The following is an 18,617-nucleotide window of genomic DNA, read 5'->3' on the forward strand; positions in this document are numbered from 1 at the left end:
AAATCATATGATATATTAAAAGGTGGTAATATGAAGAAAATAGCAATTCTGGGTTCTACAGGTTCCATTGGAACACAGACACTGGAAGTCGTAAGAGAAAATGGAGATATCGAGGTACTTGGTCTGGCAGCAGGAAGTAATATTTCGCTTCTGGAAGAGCAGATAAGGGAATTTCAGCCAAAACTTGTAGCTGTCTGGGATGAGAAAAAAGCGGCAGAATTAAAAATAAAAGTACAGGATCTGGATGTAAAAATCGTAACTGGTATGGACGGACTGATTGAAGTATCAGTTATGGAAGAAGTGGAGATACTGTTGACAGCTGTTGTTGGTATGATTGGAATCCGCCCGACGGTTGAGGCAATTAAAGCAGGAAAAGATATCGCTCTCGCAAATAAAGAGACATTGGTAACTGCGGGACATATCATTATGCCCCTGGCAAAAGAAATGGGGGTTTCCATTCTTCCGGTGGATAGTGAGCACAGTGCCATTTTCCAGTCACTTCAAGGCAATAAGATGAATTCAATCCATAAGATTTTATTGACAGCTTCGGGTGGACCGTTCCGCGGGAAAAAACAGGAAGACCTTTTGAATATTCAGGTAGAAGATGCGCTAAAGCATCCGAATTGGGCAATGGGACGGAAAATTACGATTGATTCTTCGACTATGGTCAATAAAGGTCTGGAAGTCATTGAAGCAAAATGGCTTTTTGGAGTGGAGGTGGATAAAGTACAGGTCGTTGTACAACCGCAGAGTGTTATTCATTCTATGGTGGAATACGAAGATGGCGCAATTATTGCACAACTTGGTACACCAGATATGAAACTTCCAATTCAATATGCACTTTATTATCCTAAGCGCAGGTATTTGCCGGGAGACAGGCTGGATTTCTGGAGCATGGGAAAACTGGATTTTGAAAAGCCGGATATGGATACATTTTACGGACTGGCACTGGCTTATGAAGCGGGAAGAACAGGTGGATCGCTTCCAACTGTATTCAATGCGGCAAATGAAATGGCAGTCGGACAATTTTTGAACAGGGAGATTAAATATCTGGAGATTATAGAGATTATAGAGGATTGTATGAGAGCACATAAGAATATTGAGAACCCGACACTTGACCAGATTCTGGAGACAGAAGCTGAAACTTACGCACGAATCAAAAGCAGGAGGTAATCGTTAGATTTGGGTATTATATTTGCAATCTTAATTTTTAGTTTTATTGTGTTCTTTCATGAACTTGGACATTTTACACTTGCAAAGTTAAACGGCATTGATGTACAGGAATTTGCTATTGGCATGGGTCCGACATTATTTTCAAAAGAATACAAAGGGACAGTTTACGCTGTACATTTGTTGCCAATCGGTGGATTTTGTGCAATGGGCGAAGACGATGAAGAGACAGAGTCACCTGGAAACTTCAATAAAAAATCTGTATGGGCAAGAATTTCAGTCATTGCAGCGGGACCGATTTTTAACTTTATTATGGCATTTGTTCTCGCTGTAATTTTGACAGCAATGGTCGGATATGATAAACCAGTTATCTCGAGTGTAGAAGAAGGATATTCTGCGGCAGAGGCCGGCATACAAGAGGGAGACACCATTGTTCGGATGGGTGGAAAGAAGATTAATGTTTTCCGTGAGATCACTTATTATAACCAATTCCATCAAGGAGAGACAGTAAAAGTAACATATCTTCATGACGGAGAAAAACATACAGCGACATTAGTACCGAAGATGGATGACGAACTTGGATATTATCGTATCGGAATCAGTGGAGGTGGAAATACAAAAGCAAATGCATGGACATCTCTTCAATATGGTGCGTACGAAGTTAAATTCTGGGTATGTACTACATTTGAAAGTCTAAAACAACTGGTGACAGGAAAAGTAGGCGTCAAACAATTATCCGGTCCAGTGGGAATCGTAAATATGGTAGATACAACTTATAATGAAAGCAAGTCATATGGTGTATTTATTGTAATAGCACAATTCCTTAATATTGGAATTCTGCTATCGGCAAACTTAGGGGTCATGAATTTATTACCATTACCGGCATTGGACGGAGGACGACTTGTATTTTTACTCATAGAGGCAATCCGTAGAAAACGGATTCCACCGGAGAAAGAAGGCTACGTGCATCTGGCAGGCATGGCACTTCTAATGATTTTGATGGTAGTAGTGATGTATAACGATATTGCCAGAATTTTCTTTTAATTGTAGTTGGGGACGGGGTTTTTTTGAAAAATCCCCGTCCCCAACTGAAAAGTAACTTGTCCCAAATTGAAATTGTGTATGAGGTGTTGAATTGGAGTATACAAAAGCGACAATTGATGATATGGAAGCATTCTATGATCTTGTTCAAAATACGATTCAAGAAGTTTATCCAAAGTACTATCCGGAGGAAGTGGTAAGGTTCTTTAGCCAGCAGCATTGCTGGGAGAATTTGGAACGTGATCTTGAAGCGGAACGCATTTATATCCTTCAGGATGGGGAGTGTGTGATGGGTGCCGGCAGTTTTGAGGGCAACCATATTACTCGGGTCTTTGTGAGGAAAGATTATCAGAGACATGGCGTTGGCAGTCTGATCATGCAGCGGTTGGAAGATGTGATTGCCAGAGAATATGAGTCGGTACGTCTGGAGGCTACGTTGCCTGCAGTAATTATGTTTGAAAAGAGAGGGTACCGTACAATTCGCCATGAAAAGTGGACTGTGAGAAATGGGGCAGTGCTTGTGTATCCTGTGATGGAGAAAATATTGCGTAGATAAGAGGACATAAGGGAAAATGAAGACGATTACGATAGAAGATGTAGAGAAGAAAGATATAAATCAGGTCACAATTTTGGATATCCGTCCGGAGGATGCTTACTGTAGAGGAACCGTTGAAGGTGCAATCAATATTCCGATGCAGGAAGTGGACAATCGAAGAGATGAGATTCCGAGAGATAAACCAGTATGTGTACTTTGCCACACCGGGGAGTGGAGTGCTTATACAGTAAATATGCTGGAAGAAGCAGGATATGAAGCGTACAATATTGAAGGTGGATATCGTTCTTTTCTACGTATGATGCTTGGACGTTTTGTGGAAAATGAGACAGTCATGGCTGAAAAACAGAAGGATATTGAAAAAAGTATTATTAAAAAGTTCCGTAAATCTGTCTGGTGCAAATTTACGAAGGCAATTCGGGAGTATGAACTTGTAAAAGACGGAGATAAGATTGCTGTCTGTATTTCTGGTGGAAAAGATTCTATGCTTATGGCGAAACTTTTTCAAGAGCTTAGAAAGCATGGAAAAGCAAATTTTGAGCTAGTCTTTCTTGTAATGAATCCAGGATATAATGCAGATAACTGGAAGATTATTCAGGATAATGCAAAGGTCCTTGGAATTCCGTTAACAGTATTTGAAAGCAATATTTTTGATACTGTAGCAGACATTGACAAAAATCCGTGTTATCTCTGTGCAAGAATGCGCAGAGGTTATCTTTATTCACATGCGAAGGAGCTTGGATGTAATAAGATTGCATTAGGACACCATTATGATGATGTGATTGAGACGATTCTGATGGGAATGCTATACAGTGGAAAGATTGAGACAATGATGCCTAAACTTCATAGTACGAACTTTGAAGGTATGGAGTTGATCCGACCAATGTATCTGATTAAAGAGGCGGATATTATTGGATGGCGAGATTATAATCAATTAAATTTTATCCAGTGTGCATGCAGGTTTACAGAAAATTGTGCAACTTGTGGCGGAGGACGTGGTTCCAAACGTGATGAAATGAAAGAACTAATCGCGCAATTCAGAGAAGAAAGCAATCTGATTGAAAAGAATATTTTCCGAAGTGTTCATAATGTAAATTTAAGAACAATCATTGGATATCACAAAGATGATGATATTTACAATTTCCTTGATGACTACGATGAACGTGGAAAAAAGAAACATGAAAAAATGTAATTATTCTGTCAGTTTGAGGGTTTTATGTGATACAGGAAAACATACCTGTATCACACAAAAATTTAGATATTCAAGAATGCCTCGGCATTCTTGCTGCGAGATGCGCGTCATGCAATTGCATGACATACTTCTACTGCGCACCTCCGCAATCCTAAGTCATCTCAATATATTTTATTCTTTGGTGATGTATTTAGCCATCTAAGCTAATTTAATTCTGCAATTCTAGATACTCCAACATATATTTCTGAGATTTTATACCATGTTTTATAATCAACAATTCCAGTCACTGGAAGACCGAAGATTAACTGAAATTTTCGTACAGCAGCTTCAGTGGCAGGACCGAAGATTCCATCTGCATCAATCTTAGGAATTGCTGGATAGGCATCAGATATAACAAGGAGTTGCTCCTGCATCTGGCGCACCTTGTCACCGGTGGAACCAATACTTAAGTCGTAACCCGGCCAGGACGATGGAATACCGGAAATTGCACTGGCAGTGTTAATATACATGTCATCACCGTAGTAGTAACGCAGAATTTGGATGGGAGTATAGCCTTGATCACCTAAGGTCTTTGAGCCCCACTGTGTCATCCAATTTGGACATTGAACCTGTCTTCCATCGCAATACTGTGTAAGTATCGGCTGTCTTACATTTGGTCTTGCAAGATAGTCGGCAAATAATTCATCTACGATGATTGAAATAGAATCGTAAATATTCCGTTCAGGAATCCATTTGTGGTCAAATGCAGTGGAAGATGTAATAGTAAAATCATAGCCCTGGTTCCGGTACCATTCTGTATAGACCCGATTTAATGTAAAGGACATAATTGCCAGTACATTTGCGCGAATCGTATTGGTGGGCCAGGTTGCATAGATTTCACTGGATGCCACATTTTTGATGTAATCTTTGTAACGGACATAATAATTTTTAGCGGTGGAGTCTCTCGGACTTCCATCATGAACAACGATGTATTCGGGAATAACGACCCGGCTTAAGACAATTTCACCGCTTTCGGTTAATGGTTTGATTTCTTCCTCCGGTATTTTCGCCGGGTAATTTCCATATAATGTATGTGCAGGTATCACATAAATAGAATTTTGATTTGTGTCAGGAATGAGCGGACGCATGGAAATATTCTGGATAGCTGTGACTGTGGATAGAATCTCAGCACCTGCAATCTGGATAGATTCATAGCCTGCTGCTTCCACAGAAATTGTATATTCAGAATAGGGCTGCAATTCGTTTGTTTCATCTAAGCTGTATTCAATTGGAGGTGCAGGAAGATTAATGGTGTCGGTCTGACCGGAAGAATCTGTAGTCAACTCTTCCAATGTCTCATCAGGGACTCCAGTGTATGAAATCGAAATACGTGCATTTTCAATAGGATGTGCATGAATCCTGGAAGTCAGATTTATTTTCAACTGCCCCCAATCCGGCGTGTCGGTTATATGAAAAATGCTCATAATAAAAAATACCTCATAGAAACTAGATTACTTTTATTGTATGATAGAGAAAGAAAATGTGTGAGATGTGAAGAAAGGATTATAGATGGAAAAAAAGAAGAAAAGAAGACGCCATAGAGGTTTGGGATTCCTGATTTTAGTAATGGGAGTTTTGATTGTCTGTGGAGTATATCAATACAGGGAATATGGCAATATAAAAGATGTCATGCTGAAATTAATTGGTCAGGATCCGGTGATATATCAGCATGTTTCAGAAGAAATCGGAGAAATGGACGGTAAATTTTATTATCAGCAACTAAGTGAAGAAGAGCAGACAGTGTATCAGGAGCTTTTGCAGGGGCTTTTGGAACATGTAGAGCAAATTCATGTGCACAGCCAGAAGCCGGAACGTGTTAATGAACTTCTTGTTTATGTGTTGAATGATTATCCAGAGATTTTCTGGAGCGATGGGACAGCTTCTTCCACAGCCTATTCTGGACTTCAGAATTATACGTCTGTGATGCCGGGATATTTGTATACGAAAGAAGAATGTGAGAAAAAGAAGACACAGATTGACATGGAGGTGTCGGAGTGTCTGTCCGGTATCAGTGAAAATGCTTCGGATTATGAGAAGATTCTTTATGATTATGAGTATATTGTGAATCAGGTGGATTATGATGATGCAGCAGAAGATAACCAAAATATTTGCAGTGTATTTATTGGAAAAAAGTCAGTGTGTGCCGGTTATTCTAAAGCAATGCAGTATCTCATGGAGAAGCAGGGGCTGTTCTGCACTTATGTTACTGGGGAGGTGACAGAATCTTTCAGTGATGGTGAGGGTCATAAGATCCCTCATGCATGGAATTTGGTGAAATGTGACGGCGATTATTATTATGTGGATGTGACGTGGGGAGATCCAATTTTCCAGGAGTCGGAAGAGGAGACTGAAAATGTAATGGATGACGAAATTCGTGACAATATCAGCTACGATTATATGCTTTGTGATGATGATGAGTTGTTTCGGACTCATACGCCGGATTTGGAAGTAGAACTTCCAGATTGTACGAAGATGGATTTGAATTATTATGTAGTTAATGGAATGTATTATACAGAATATGATGGTCAGACGGCGCTTAAAGCAATGAACCAGGTGATTTCGGCGAGAGAGACGAAAGTTGTACTGAAATATTCCGATGAATCAGTTTATAAAACTGCAAAAGAAGACATTTTAAATAACGAGGTGAAGCGTGCTGCACAGAATCTGGCGCAGTGGTATCATTTGACAGAAGTCTCCTACAGTTACATAGATGACAAAAAAATGAATAAAATTACAATTTTCTGGAAATATTCTTAAAAAAAGAATTGAAATATATCCCATCCTAAATGCTAAAAACATCAACCGGATTTTAAACGAAAAAGTATGGATAAAACCAATATAACAGGCATATTGACGAAAATAACAATTTTTTAACGTAAAATAAAAACCATTAAAATTAGCGACTATTTTAATGGTTTTTGTCGAAAATAGATAAAAAACTGTTGAAAAATACTTTTTTTGGGTTGAAAAAGGATAATAAGTATAGTATACTTTTAACAATTTGGGAAGCTTTAGAGCAGACTAGAAGTAACAGAAAGGATAAGGGTGAATATATGAAAGCATTTCTAATTCTAGAAGACGGGACAGTCTTTGAGGGAAAAAGTATCGGGACGACGAGGGATATGATCAGTGAGATTGTTTTTAATACGTCAATGACCGGATATCTGGAGGTGCTGACAGACCCTTCATATGCCGGACAGGCCGTTGTGATGACTTATCCACTGATAGGAAACTATGGAATCACACCAGATATGGAGTCAAAGAAAGCATGGCCGGACGGATATATTGTAAGAGAATTATCCAGAATGCCAAGTAATTTCAGATGCAACGGTACAATTCAGGATTTCCTTGCTGCACAGGACATTCCAGGAATTGAAGGCGTGGATACAAGAGCATTGACGAAGATTCTCAGGGAAAAGGGAACCATGAATGGTATGATTACTACAAATGAGAATTATAATTTAGATGAAATCATTCCAAAACTTAAGGCGTACACCGTTGGAGATGTTGTATCAAAGGTGACCTGCGACGAGAAACATGTTTTTCCAGGAGAAAAATTTAAAGTGGCACTTATGGATTTTGGAGCAAAGAATAATATTTCAAAATCTTTAATTCAAAGAGGCTGTGAAGTGACTGTCTATCCGGCAGACACAAAAGCAGAAGAAATCATAAAATCTAATCCGGACGGAATCATGTTATCCAATGGTCCTGGAGATCCGGAAACTTGTGTTTCTATTATAGAAGAGATCCGAAAATTATCAGAGACAGACATTCCAATATTTGCAATTTGTCTGGGACATCAGTTGATGGCTCTTGCATATGGTGCAAAGACATATAAATTAAAATATGGTCACAGAGGTGGCAATCACCCTGTAAAAGATCTGTCTACGGGACGCGTTTACATTTCCTCGCAGAATCACGGATATGCGGTTGATTATAATACTATGGATAAGAATGTTGCAGAAGAAGCATTTATCAATGTCAATGATGGAACAAACGAAGGATTGAATTACATAGGCAAGAAGATATACACTGTACAGTTCCACCCGGAAGCATGCCCGGGGCCACAGGATTCTACATTCCTGTTTGACAGATTTATTGAGATGATGAAGGGGGACAAATAAGATGCCAAGAAATAAAGAAATTAAGAAAGTACTTGTAATTGGATCTGGTCCTATCGTCATTGGTCAGGCAGCAGAGTTTGACTATGCGGGTACACAGGCATGTCGTTCTTTGAAAGAAGAAGGACTGGAAGTTGTGCTGTTGAATTCAAATCCTGCGACTATTATGACGGACAAGGATATTGCTGATAAAGTATACATAGAGCCATTGACGGTAGAAGTTGTTGAACAGCTTATTATGAAAGAAAAGCCAGACAGTGTCCTGCCGACTCTGGGAGGACAGGCAGCGCTGAATCTTGCTATGGAATTGGAAGAGCGGGGGTTTTTCAAAGAACATAATGTCCGCTTGATCGGAACAACAGCTCAGACGATTAAGAAGGCAGAGGATCGTCTGGAATTTAAATCAACAATGGAAAAAATTGGCGAACCATGTGCAGCATCACTTGTAGTAGAGAGCGTAGAGGACGGAATCGAATTTGCAGAAAAGATTGGATATCCGGTCGTTCTTCGTCCGGCATACACTCTTGGCGGAAGCGGTGGTGGAATTGCACATGACAGACGTCAGCTTGTAGAGATTCTTGAAAATGGACTTCGTCTTTCCCGTGTGGGTCAGGTGCTTGTTGAACGTTGTATCGCAGGATGGAAAGAGATTGAATATGAGGTAATGCGTGATGCAGCAGGAAATTGTATCACGGTTTGTAATATGGAAAATATTGATCCGGTTGGTGTACATACCGGAGACAGTATTGTTGTAGCACCGTCTCAGACGCTGGGCGATAAAGAATATCAGATGCTCCGTACATCAGCCCTCAATATCATTAGTGAGCTTAATATTACAGGAGGCTGCAACGTACAGTATGCCCTGAATCCGGAATCATTTGAATATTGTGTTATTGAAGTAAACCCACGTGTCAGCCGTTCTTCTGCGCTTGCATCGAAAGCTACGGGTTATCCAATCGCAAAGGTAGCAGCAAAGATTGCGCTTGGATATACACTTGACGAGATTAAAAATGCAGTTACAAAGAAGACATATGCAAGTTTTGAACCGATGCTTGATTATTGTGTTGTTAAGATTCCGAGACTTCCATTTGATAAATTTATCAGTGCAAAACGTACACTGACTACACAGATGAAGGCGACCGGAGAGGTCATGAGTATTTGTGATAATTTTGAGGGAGCGCTTATGAAAGCAATCCGATCTCTGGAACAGCATGTGGACAGTCTTATGTCCTATGATTTCAGTCATCTTTCCAGAGAAGAACTGATGAACGCATTGGACGTAGTAGACGATCAGAGAATCTGGAAGATTGCAGAGGCAGTTAGAAGAGGAATTCCTTATACAGAAATACATAAGATTACAAAGATTGATATTTGGTTTATTGATAAGATTGCAAACCTGGTAGAGATGGAGCAGTCTCTGCGTGCATGCGCGCCAAGAGTAGCGTCCGGACGTGGCGGAATTGGAAAGGAATTATTAAAAGAAGCAAAACGCCTGGAGTTCCCGGACGAGGTTATTGCAAGACTGACAGGTCTTACAGAAAGACAGGTGCATGATCTTAGAATGGTATACGGTATTACCGCATCTTACAAAATGGTAGATACCTGTGCCGCTGAGTTTGCGGCAGAAACACCGTATTATTACTCTGTATTTGGAAGTGAAAATGAAGTAGAAGAGACTTCCGGTAAGAAAAAGGTTCTTGTCCTTGGTTCTGGTCCAATCCGTATCGGACAGGGAATCGAGTTCGATTTCTGTTCCGTACACTGTACATGGGCATTTGCAAAAGAGGGATACGAGACAATTATCATCAATAATAACCCGGAGACAGTCAGCACGGACTTCGATATTGCCGATAAGCTTTATTTCGAACCGCTGACACCGGAAGATGTAGAGAGCATTGTAGACCTGGAGAAGCCGGACGGAGCAGTTGTTCAGTTCGGTGGTCAGACAGCAATTAAATTGACAGAAGCATTGATGAAAATGGGAGTGCCGATTCTTGGTACAAAGGCAGAAGATGTAGATGCAGCCGAAGACCGCGAATTATTTGATGAAATTCTGGAAAAATGCCAGATTCCAAGACCGACTGGTGGAACTGTATTTACAGCTGAGGAGGCAAAAACTGTTGCGAACAGACTCGGCTATCCGGTACTGGTAAGACCGTCCTATGTGCTTGGCGGACAAGGTATGCAGATTGCTATTAACGATAATGATATCGAGGAATTTATCGGAATCATCAATCAGATTGCGCAGGATCACCCGATTCTGGTAGACAAATATTTACAGGGAAAAGAGATTGAGGTCGATGCCGTATGTGACGGAGAAGATATCCTGATTCCAGGTATCATGGAGCATATTGAGCGTGCGGGTATCCATTCCGGAGATAGTATCTCTGTATATCCTGCAAAGAGTATTTCGGATAAGACAAAACGTACTATTGAAGAATATACAAGACGACTTGCAAAATCCCTGCATGTCATCGGACTGATTAATATTCAGTTCATTGTGTGTGGTGAAGAGGTTTATGTTATCGAGGTAAACCCAAGATCCAGCCGTACGGTACCATACATTAGTAAAGTAACTGGAATTCCAATTGTTCCACTGGCAACAAAAGTGATTATCGGTCACAAGATCAAAGAACTTGGATATACACCGGGACTTCAGCCGGAGGCAGATTACTATGCAGTTAAAATGCCGGTATTCTCTTTCGAGAAGATCCGTGATGCAGATATCAGCCTTGGACCAGAAATGAAGTCTACAGGAGAGTGCCTTGGAATTGCCAAGACATTTGACGAGGCGCTATATAAAGCATTCTTAGGTGCAGGAATCAAACTTCCGAAATTTAGCAATATGATTATGACTGTCCGTGATGAGGATAAGGATGAGGCTGTAGAAATCGGTAAACGTTTTGAAAAGATCGGATACAAGATTTTTGCGACAAAAGGAACAGCAGAAGCACTTACAGAAGCAGGTGTGAAAGCAATTGCAGTCAACAAGATTGAACAGAGCACACCGAACCTCATGGATCTGATCCTTGGACATAAGATAGATCTTGTTATTGATACTCCGCCACAGGGAGCAGAACACTCCAAAGACGGTTTCGTAATTCGAAGAAGTGCAATTGAGACGGGTGTCAATGTCCTGACAGCTATCGATACAGCAAAAGCACTGATCACCAGTCTGGAGAATACAGATATTCAGAAACTGACACTGGTGGACATTGCAAAGATTCAGGCAGTATAGGCATTCTTGAAAGTAGAAAATATCATGAGATGAGGGTGGTATTGAAAAAGGCAGCCATGGCGCACAAAATGTGTCGTGGCTGTCTTTTTATATCAGCTGGAAGATGACTTCCACTATAGGTGGTGAGAAACAAGCTGGTATCAGTGGTGGAGTCACCCCCAGCTGATATAGCCTCCGGCAGGATTGCAGAGGTGCGCAGTAGAAGTATGTCATGCAATTGCATGACGCGCACCTCGCAGCAAGAATGCCGAGGCATTCTTGAAAGTGAAAACAATCTCTGGAAATGTAAGATAATTAAAGAGTGCGGTCAGTTTAGTGGTGTGTTATAATTGGAATCAGAAAATCAGTTGTTTTAGAACATAATTGATAATATTATATAATGACTGGAAGAGGTACATGACATGGAAAAAAGAATTAGCGGAACAACGACATTATTAGCACTGATTGGTTCTCCGGTGGGACATTCCGGTTCTCCGGCAATGCACAATTACAGCTTTGAAAAATTAGGACTTGACTATGCCTACATGGCATTTGAGATAAAAGAAGACCGGGTAGGAGAATTTCTGGATGCGGCGAGACTTCTTAAAATCCGCGGTTTTAATGTGACGATGCCATGTAAGATGGAAGTTGCAAGACAGGTCGATGAGTTGTCTCCGGCAGCGCAGATCATGGGCGCTTCCAATACGGTAGTGAATGAAAATGGAAAACTAATTGGGCACAATACAGACGGAGTCGGATTTGTGAAAAATCTTGCAGAACACGGCGTCTCTGTAAAAGATAAGACAATTACACTTATGGGCGGTGGTGGAGCCGGAACTGCAATTTTTGTACAGCTTGCACTGGACGGAGCTTCCGAGATTCATGTGTTTAACCGAAAGGGAGCAAACTTCGAAAAGCTTGAGAAGATTGCGAAGAAAATATTAGAATTTGCACCAGAGTGCAAGATACAGGTCTGTGATATGGCAGATAAAAAAGCATTGTATAAGAGTATTGGAGAGAGTGATATTCTTGTAAATGCAACAAATGTGGGCATGAAACCGAATGAGAAAGGGACAATGATCCAGGACACTTCTGTATATAGGGAAGATTTGGTCGTTGCGGAGATTATTTATAATCCGAAGGAGACACGTATGATGCGCGAGGCGAAAGAAGCCGGTGTGAAATGCGTGGTCGGTGGAAAAGGTATGCTCCTGTGGCAGGGGGCAGAGGCGTTTCATTTGTTTACAGGCCAGGAAATGCCGGTGGAAGATGTGAAAGCAAAATTCTTTGCAGAGTAGAGAATAAAAGAAAGATTTATATCAGCTGGGAGATTTGGACTTAACATGGCACCTTAAATTTTTGTAAGATTTGAGGAGAACTATACACAAATCGAAAAAAATCAGTTACACTATTGCCAAACGGGTGACTTAGGAGGATGTATGTATAGAATCTTAATTATAGAAGACGACCGGACGATTGCAAATGTGCTGTCGGAGCATTTAAGAACATGGGATTATGAGGTGCATTGTGTGACGAATTTTAAGAATGTGATGGAAGATTTCCGGGAGTATGAGCCGCAGCTTGTGCTCCTGGATATTGTATTGCCATTGTTTAATGGGTTCCACTGGTGCCAGGAGATCCGCAAGATTTCAAAAATACCGATTATCTTCTTATCATCGGCAAATGATAATATGAATATTGTTATGGCCATGAATATGGGCGGAGATGAATTTGTGGAGAAACCATTTGACCTTAGCGTAGTGACGGCGAAGGTGCAGGCGGTGCTTCGGCGAGCTTATGCATTCCGCGGGACGATGGACGTACTTGAGCATGCAGGAGTGATGCTAAATGTTAATGATGCGACAGTGACCTGTGGGAGTCAGTCGGTGGAGCTTACGAAAAATGAATTCCGGATTCTGAAGCTTCTGATGGAGAATTCAGGACGGATTGTTTCAAGGGAAAATCTGATTACGAGGTTGTGGGAGAGTGATGAGTTCATTGACGATAATACATTGACAGTGAATGTGGCGAGGCTTAGAAAGAAATTGGAAGAAATCGGAGCAGAAAATTGGATTCAGACGAAGAAAGGAATTGGGTATATTGTGGAATGATAAAGCTGCTGGGGAGTTTTTTGAAAGAAAAAAGAGGCGATATCTGCCTGTATATTGGATTCATTGGTGTGTTTTATGTCATTTTCAGCCTGAGCAACTTGCCAGTTGATGCGGTGAACTATGCATTTTTTCTTTCCGCAATCTGGCTGCTTGGATATGGAATTTTCAAATTTAATCAATATTATAAGAAGGGTGTGGCAGTCATTGAGGCAAAGCAGCGTTTGGAAGAGGTGACGGAAAATCTTCCGGCGACAAGGTCATATATCGAGTTAGAGTATCAGGCAATTATTCAAAATATGTATAAGAAAATGTCTGATCTGCAATCAGCGGAGCGGATTGGGCGCCAGGAAATGAAAGATTATTATAGTATGTGGGCGCATCAGATCAAGACACCGATTGCTGCCATGAAAGTGCTTGCGCAGGCAGCCGGCGACACGGAAGATGCCAGAACTTATGAGCTTTTGCAGGATATGCAGACAGAACTTTTTAAGACAGAACAGTATGTGGAAATGGTTCTGACTTATGTGCGTATGGAGGACATGTCGGGAGATCTTATGCTGAAGGAATATGCTTTGGACAATCTGGTAAAGCAGGCACTTAAGAAGTATTCCCGTATGTTTGCCATGCAGAAATTGGCATTACATTATGAAGCACTTCGGGTAACCGTTACGACAGATGAAAAATGGCTCGTTTTTGTACTGGAGCAGATTTTGTCCAATGCATTGAAATACACAGTCGAAGGAAGCATTTCTATTTATATGGAAGATGATTGGCTTGTAATTGAGGACACAGGCATCGGTATATGCTCAGAAGACTTGCCGCGTATTTTCGAAAAGGGATTCACCGGGTATAATGGAAGAAGTGATAAGAAATCTACAGGCATCGGTCTTTACTTATGTAAGCAGATTATAGAGAAGCTCCGTTGCCAGATCCGAGTAGAATCTAAGCTGGGGAAAGGAACTCGGGTATTACTGCATTTGATGAAAGAAAAATTGCCTGTAGAGTAAATTGTGACAAGATTGTAAGATTAGCAAGGGGAAATGTAACCAAAATCAATGGAAATGCATTTCTTCTTTTTTTATAATTGATTGTGTAAAGAAGTTAAAAAAATCGTGTGAAAGACATGTCCGCAGGATTTTGAAAGCAGTTTTTATACAATGAAAAAAGAAGGAGAAATTGATATGGCGTTATTGGAAGTGAAAAATGTAAAGAAAATATATACGACTCGTTTTGGGGGCAATAAAGTAGAGGCACTTCGTGATGTGAATTTTTCAGTAGAGCCGGGAGAATATGTGGCAATCATGGGAGAGTCTGGTTCTGGTAAAAGTACCCTGTTAAATATTCTGGCACAGCTTGACTGCCCGACAAGTGGCAAGGTTATTTTAAAGGGAAGAGATTTAAGTACGATTAAGGAAAAGGAAATGTCTGCATTTCGTCGTCAGAATCTTGGATTTGTATTTCAGGATTTTCATTTGTTAGATACATTTACACTGAAAGATAACATTTTTCTGCCACTGGTTCTGTCCGGAAGAAGATATGAAGAAATGGAACAGCGCCTTGCGCCGATTGCGAGGCATCTTGGTATTGAAAAAATTCTGGAAAAGTACCCGTACGAAGTGTCTGGTGGACAGAAGCAACGTGTGGCAGTGGCAAGAGCGCTGATTATCAAGCCACAGATCGTTCTGGCAGATGAGCCGACCGGAGCACTGGATTCCAAGGCAGCGCAGGAACTTCTTCGCTTGTTTTCTTCTGTGAACCATGATGGACAGACAATTCTCATGGTCACTCACAGTGTGAAAGCTGCCAGTAGTGCAAATCGCGTGATGTTCATTAAAGATGGTGAGGTATTCCATCAGTTGTACCGTGGCAATCTGACTGATGAACAGATGTATCAGAAAATTTTCGACACACTGACTGTTCTCGAAGCAGGAGGTGAGCGCGTTGAGTAGCAAAATCTATGGAAAACTTGCAATCACCAATCTGAAAAACAATCGTAAGACGTATGTTCCATACATTTTAATGGCAGTACTTTCTGTTATGATGTACTACATTGTTGGTGGTATGGCACAGGGAAATAACGGGCTAAGTAAAAATGTGAAAATGATTATGGGCTATATGAATGGACTGCTGATGATCTTTTCTGTAATTTTTTTATTCTATACGAACAGTTTCCTGATTAAGCGAAGAAAGCGGGAAATCGGGATTTACAATATTCTTGGTATGGGAAAAGGACATATTGCAAAAATGCTTGCGATTGAGGCGGTGATTACTGCATTTATCAGTATTTTCGGTGGTATACTCTTAGGTATTGTATTTGGAAAGCTGATGTATCTTGTACTTGGAAAACTTTTACATTATGATATCAGTGTGAAATTTACGGTAGAGATTCCAGTGCTGGAGAAGACATTTGTATTTTTTATGGCAATTTTCGTACTGATTCTTCTTTATAATTTGCTTCAGATCCGCATAGTCAGTCCGGTAGAGCTTCTGCATGGGAGTGATCAAGGAGAGCGTGAGCCAAAGACAAAGTGGCTTCTGGCAATCGTGGGAGCGATTTTGCTTGGAACCGGATATTACATTGCACAAACGACCGGAAATCCACTGGATGCGATGACAAAATTTTTCTTCGCAGTTGTCTGCGTTGTGCTCGGAACTTATGGTCTGTTTATTGCAGGAAGTATCGCAGTCCTGAAAATGTTAAAGAAAAACAAAAAATATTATTACCAGGCAAAACATTTTACGGCAGTATCCGGCATGGTTTACCGCATGAAACAAAACGCAGTGGGGCTCGCAAACATTTGCATCTTAAGTACGATGGTACTGATTATGGTGTCCACTACCGTTTGCCTTTATGTGGGTATGAATGACATTATCAGCGTCAGATATCCACGAGAATGCGAGGTGACCATTTACAGAACAAATACACAGACAGAAGAAAAAGTGCATACGATCATTGAGAAAATTATAAGAAAAAATAATACGAAGGCTGAAAATGAACGTATTTATCATTCGGGAGAACTGACCGGTTATCTGGATGGAAATAAGATGATTCTGGATCCTGATAAATATTATTCAGACAAAACGTCCAGTTCAGTTGTGCTGATTCCACTTGCAGACTATAACCGTCTGGAAGAAAAAAATGAGACATTAAATGATGGAGAAGTGCTTCTTTTTTCTACTCAGACAAAAAGTTACGGACAGAATGAAATTTATTTAGATGATACAAAATTTAATGTAAAAAAAGAATTGGACAAATCAAAATTAGATGAGAAAAATAACGATAAAGATATTCCAATTACTTATATGATTATGAAAGACGAAGAACAGATTCTGAATATTTTAAAACAGACTTATGAAAAAAGTACACAGAATGATGAAACAAAAGCAAGCCTGATGGCAATGACTTATTATGAGGCTTTCGATATGAAAGGTTCCAGCGAATTAAAAAAGAACGTAGAACAACAGATCAGAACAGCACTGAGTGAGCAAGTTCCAGAAACTTTCTGCTCCTGTAGCGGAAGACAAATTAACAAAGACTCCTTTTACGAATTGTATGGCAGCCTCTTCTTCATGGGCATGTATATCGGCTTCATGTTCCTCATGGTAACAGTACTCATTATTTACTACAAACAGATTTCCGAAGGTTACGACGACAAAGGCCGTTACAAGATTATGCAGCAAGTTGGCATGGATAAACAAGAAGTAAAAAAATCCATTCGAAGCCAGGTGCTAATGATCTTCTTCCTGCCGCTTATTATGGCAATCATTCATGTGGCAGCAGCCTTCAAAGTCATTACAAAACTACTGGCAATGTTTTCCATGACAAACATCACATTATTTATTGAATGCACAATAGCAACAATTATAGTCTTTGCAGTGATTTATTGTGTTGTATTTATGGTGACAGAACGAGAATATTATAGAATAGTAAAATAGTTTAGAAAAAGAAACAATTCAAAAAGGGACAGGTTAAAGTTCAATTGGGGACGGGGTTTTTTCAAAAAAACCCCGTCCCCAATTGAATTGTATTAGAATTGTTCCAACAATTTTAATAGATGTGTATTATCTTCTGGATTCATTATGCAGAACCGGATATATTCGCCATCTAAACTTTTGAATGATGAGCAGTCACGGATCATCATTCTTTCTTTTATGGCTGCCTCGAAAATATCAAATGAAGTTAAGTTTTCTTTTAAGATGCGTACAAGTATGAAGTTGGCATAAGGCTTGTATGCTTTGAAAGCCGGCATGTTTTGTATAGCCATGTACATGCGGTCGCGTTCGGAGCAGATAAGCTGTCTTGTTGTTTGTTGGTAGGTGTTGTCTTTGAACATGCGCTCACCGGCATAGGCTGCGACGCTGTTTAAGCTCCACGGGTTCTGGTGAATAAGCAGTGCTTCTAAAAATTCATGATTGCTTGTGATACCGTAGCCGAAGCGCAGTCCCGGTGCTGCGTAGAATTTGGATACACCGCGGATCACCATTACATTATCGAATTCATCAGTCAGTGAAATGGCAGTAATTTCCGCTATGTCTGGAGCAAATTCAACATAAGTTTCGTCGATCATGACGAAGATATTACGTTCGTTACAGAAGGTTAAAATATGTTTCATATCGCGATTCTTAATTGCGGATGATGTCGGGTTGTTCGGATTGCACAGAATCAGCAGGTCAACATCCTCTGCCATAGACGCGAAGAAGTCTTCCAAATCTAACTGGAAATTTAAATCTTCTTTCAGGTTATATTCAGTGATTGTGCCTCCAGTGAGGGCAAGCTCGCGTTCATACTCGGAATAAGTTGGCCCTACAACAAGAGCTTTTTTTGCCTGCCGCTGACTAATGAGCAGAGAAATTAACTCTGTTGATCCATTTCCTACAACAATATGTTCAGGGGAAATGTGACAGTATTCTCCGATAGTTTTCTTAAGTGAAGTGTAGTTCCGATCCGGGTAGGAGGAAATAATATCCAGATGCCCTGCCAGATCATTTTTTACAGATTCGGACAGTCCAAGAGGGTTCACGTTGGCACCGAATTTAATGATGCCCGGAATTTCGGATGCCGGAATGTGGTAATATGCAGCGATTTTTTCCAGATCACTGCCGTGAAATTCAGGTCTTTGATTCTTTTTATCCATAAATACTTTAAATACTCCTTTCATGGTATTGCCATTCA

Annotated in this window: 14 protein-coding genes; 12 read left to right on the forward strand and 2 right to left on the reverse strand. The window is 40.4% G+C overall.

The window, feature by feature from the left end:
- The first annotated feature begins 30 nt into the window (after positions 1 to 30).
- The 4 genes from LI149_RS05680 (at position 31) to LI149_RS05695 (ending at position 3,956) form a co-directional block, all read left to right on the forward strand.
- Entirely contained in the window at positions 31 to 1,173 is a 1,143-nt protein-coding gene (locus LI149_RS05680) for a 1-deoxy-D-xylulose-5-phosphate reductoisomerase (protein WP_117495192.1), read from the forward strand.
- A gap of 9 nt (positions 1,174 to 1,182) precedes the next feature.
- Entirely contained in the window at positions 1,183 to 2,214 is a 1,032-nt protein-coding gene (gene rseP, locus LI149_RS05685; protein ID WP_227143075.1) for an RIP metalloprotease RseP, read from the forward strand.
- Between the two features lie 91 nt (positions 2,215 to 2,305).
- Positions 2,306 to 2,767, forward strand: coding sequence for a GNAT family N-acetyltransferase (locus LI149_RS05690; RefSeq protein ID WP_227143076.1), 462 nt, complete (start codon positions 2,306 to 2,308; stop codon positions 2,765 to 2,767).
- A gap of 16 nt (positions 2,768 to 2,783) precedes the next feature.
- Positions 2,784 to 3,956: an ATP-binding protein gene (locus LI149_RS05695; RefSeq protein ID WP_227143077.1), complete on the forward strand. Its 1,173-nt coding sequence runs from the start codon at positions 2,784 to 2,786 to the stop codon at positions 3,954 to 3,956.
- Between the two features lie 203 nt (positions 3,957 to 4,159).
- Here LI149_RS05695 and LI149_RS05700 read toward each other — a convergent pair whose 3' ends face one another.
- Entirely contained in the window at positions 4,160 to 5,419 is a 1,260-nt protein-coding gene (locus tag LI149_RS05700) for a peptidoglycan-binding protein (RefSeq protein WP_005331288.1), read from the reverse strand.
- An 85-nt stretch (positions 5,420 to 5,504) separates the two neighbouring features.
- Between LI149_RS05700 and LI149_RS05705 the strand changes: the two genes are divergently transcribed.
- From LI149_RS05705 to LI149_RS05740, 8 genes are all read left to right on the forward strand, one after another.
- Positions 5,505 to 6,752, forward strand: a complete 1,248-nt coding sequence (locus tag LI149_RS05705; protein WP_173785723.1) for a transglutaminase domain-containing protein — start codon at positions 5,505 to 5,507, stop codon at positions 6,750 to 6,752.
- A 296-nt stretch (positions 6,753 to 7,048) separates the two neighbouring features.
- Positions 7,049 to 8,119, forward strand: coding sequence for a carbamoyl phosphate synthase small subunit (locus LI149_RS05710; RefSeq protein WP_117657931.1), 1,071 nt, complete (start codon positions 7,049 to 7,051; stop codon positions 8,117 to 8,119).
- A gap of 1 nt (position 8,120) precedes the next feature.
- Positions 8,121 to 11,354: a carbamoyl-phosphate synthase large subunit gene (carB, locus tag LI149_RS05715; protein ID WP_029732241.1), complete on the forward strand. Its 3,234-nt coding sequence runs from the start codon at positions 8,121 to 8,123 to the stop codon at positions 11,352 to 11,354.
- A gap of 401 nt (positions 11,355 to 11,755) precedes the next feature.
- Complete coding sequence (aroE, locus tag LI149_RS05720) at positions 11,756 to 12,631, forward strand: shikimate dehydrogenase (RefSeq protein WP_227143078.1); 876 nt, start codon at positions 11,756 to 11,758, stop codon at positions 12,629 to 12,631.
- Between the two features lie 141 nt (positions 12,632 to 12,772).
- Positions 12,773 to 13,444, forward strand: coding sequence for a response regulator transcription factor (locus tag LI149_RS05725; RefSeq protein ID WP_173785724.1), 672 nt, complete (start codon positions 12,773 to 12,775; stop codon positions 13,442 to 13,444).
- 20 nt (positions 13,445 to 13,464) lie between these two features.
- A complete protein-coding gene (locus LI149_RS05730) occupies positions 13,465 to 14,451 on the forward strand; it encodes a HAMP domain-containing sensor histidine kinase (protein ID WP_242827112.1) in 987 nt (328 codons plus the stop codon).
- 174 nt (positions 14,452 to 14,625) lie between these two features.
- Entirely contained in the window at positions 14,626 to 15,393 is a 768-nt protein-coding gene (locus tag LI149_RS05735) for an ABC transporter ATP-binding protein (RefSeq protein ID WP_227143079.1), read from the forward strand.
- On the forward strand, positions 15,377 to 17,380 hold the full coding sequence (locus tag LI149_RS05740) for an FtsX-like permease family protein (protein WP_227143080.1): 2,004 nt from the start codon (positions 15,377 to 15,379) through the stop codon (positions 17,378 to 17,380). Before LI149_RS05735 ends, LI149_RS05740 begins: the two co-directional genes overlap by 17 nt.
- Positions 17,381 to 17,472: 92 nt before the next feature.
- Here LI149_RS05740 and LI149_RS05745 read toward each other — a convergent pair whose 3' ends face one another.
- Positions 17,473 to 18,579: a histidinol-phosphate transaminase gene (locus LI149_RS05745; protein ID WP_227143081.1), complete on the reverse strand. Its 1,107-nt coding sequence runs from the start codon at positions 18,577 to 18,579 to the stop codon at positions 17,473 to 17,475.
- Between the last annotated feature and the right edge of the window lie 38 nt (positions 18,580 to 18,617).

Source organism: Dorea sp. 210702-DFI.3.17, assembly GCF_020560825.1.
Lineage (GTDB): Bacteria > Bacillota > Clostridia > Lachnospirales > Lachnospiraceae > Dorea > Dorea formicigenerans.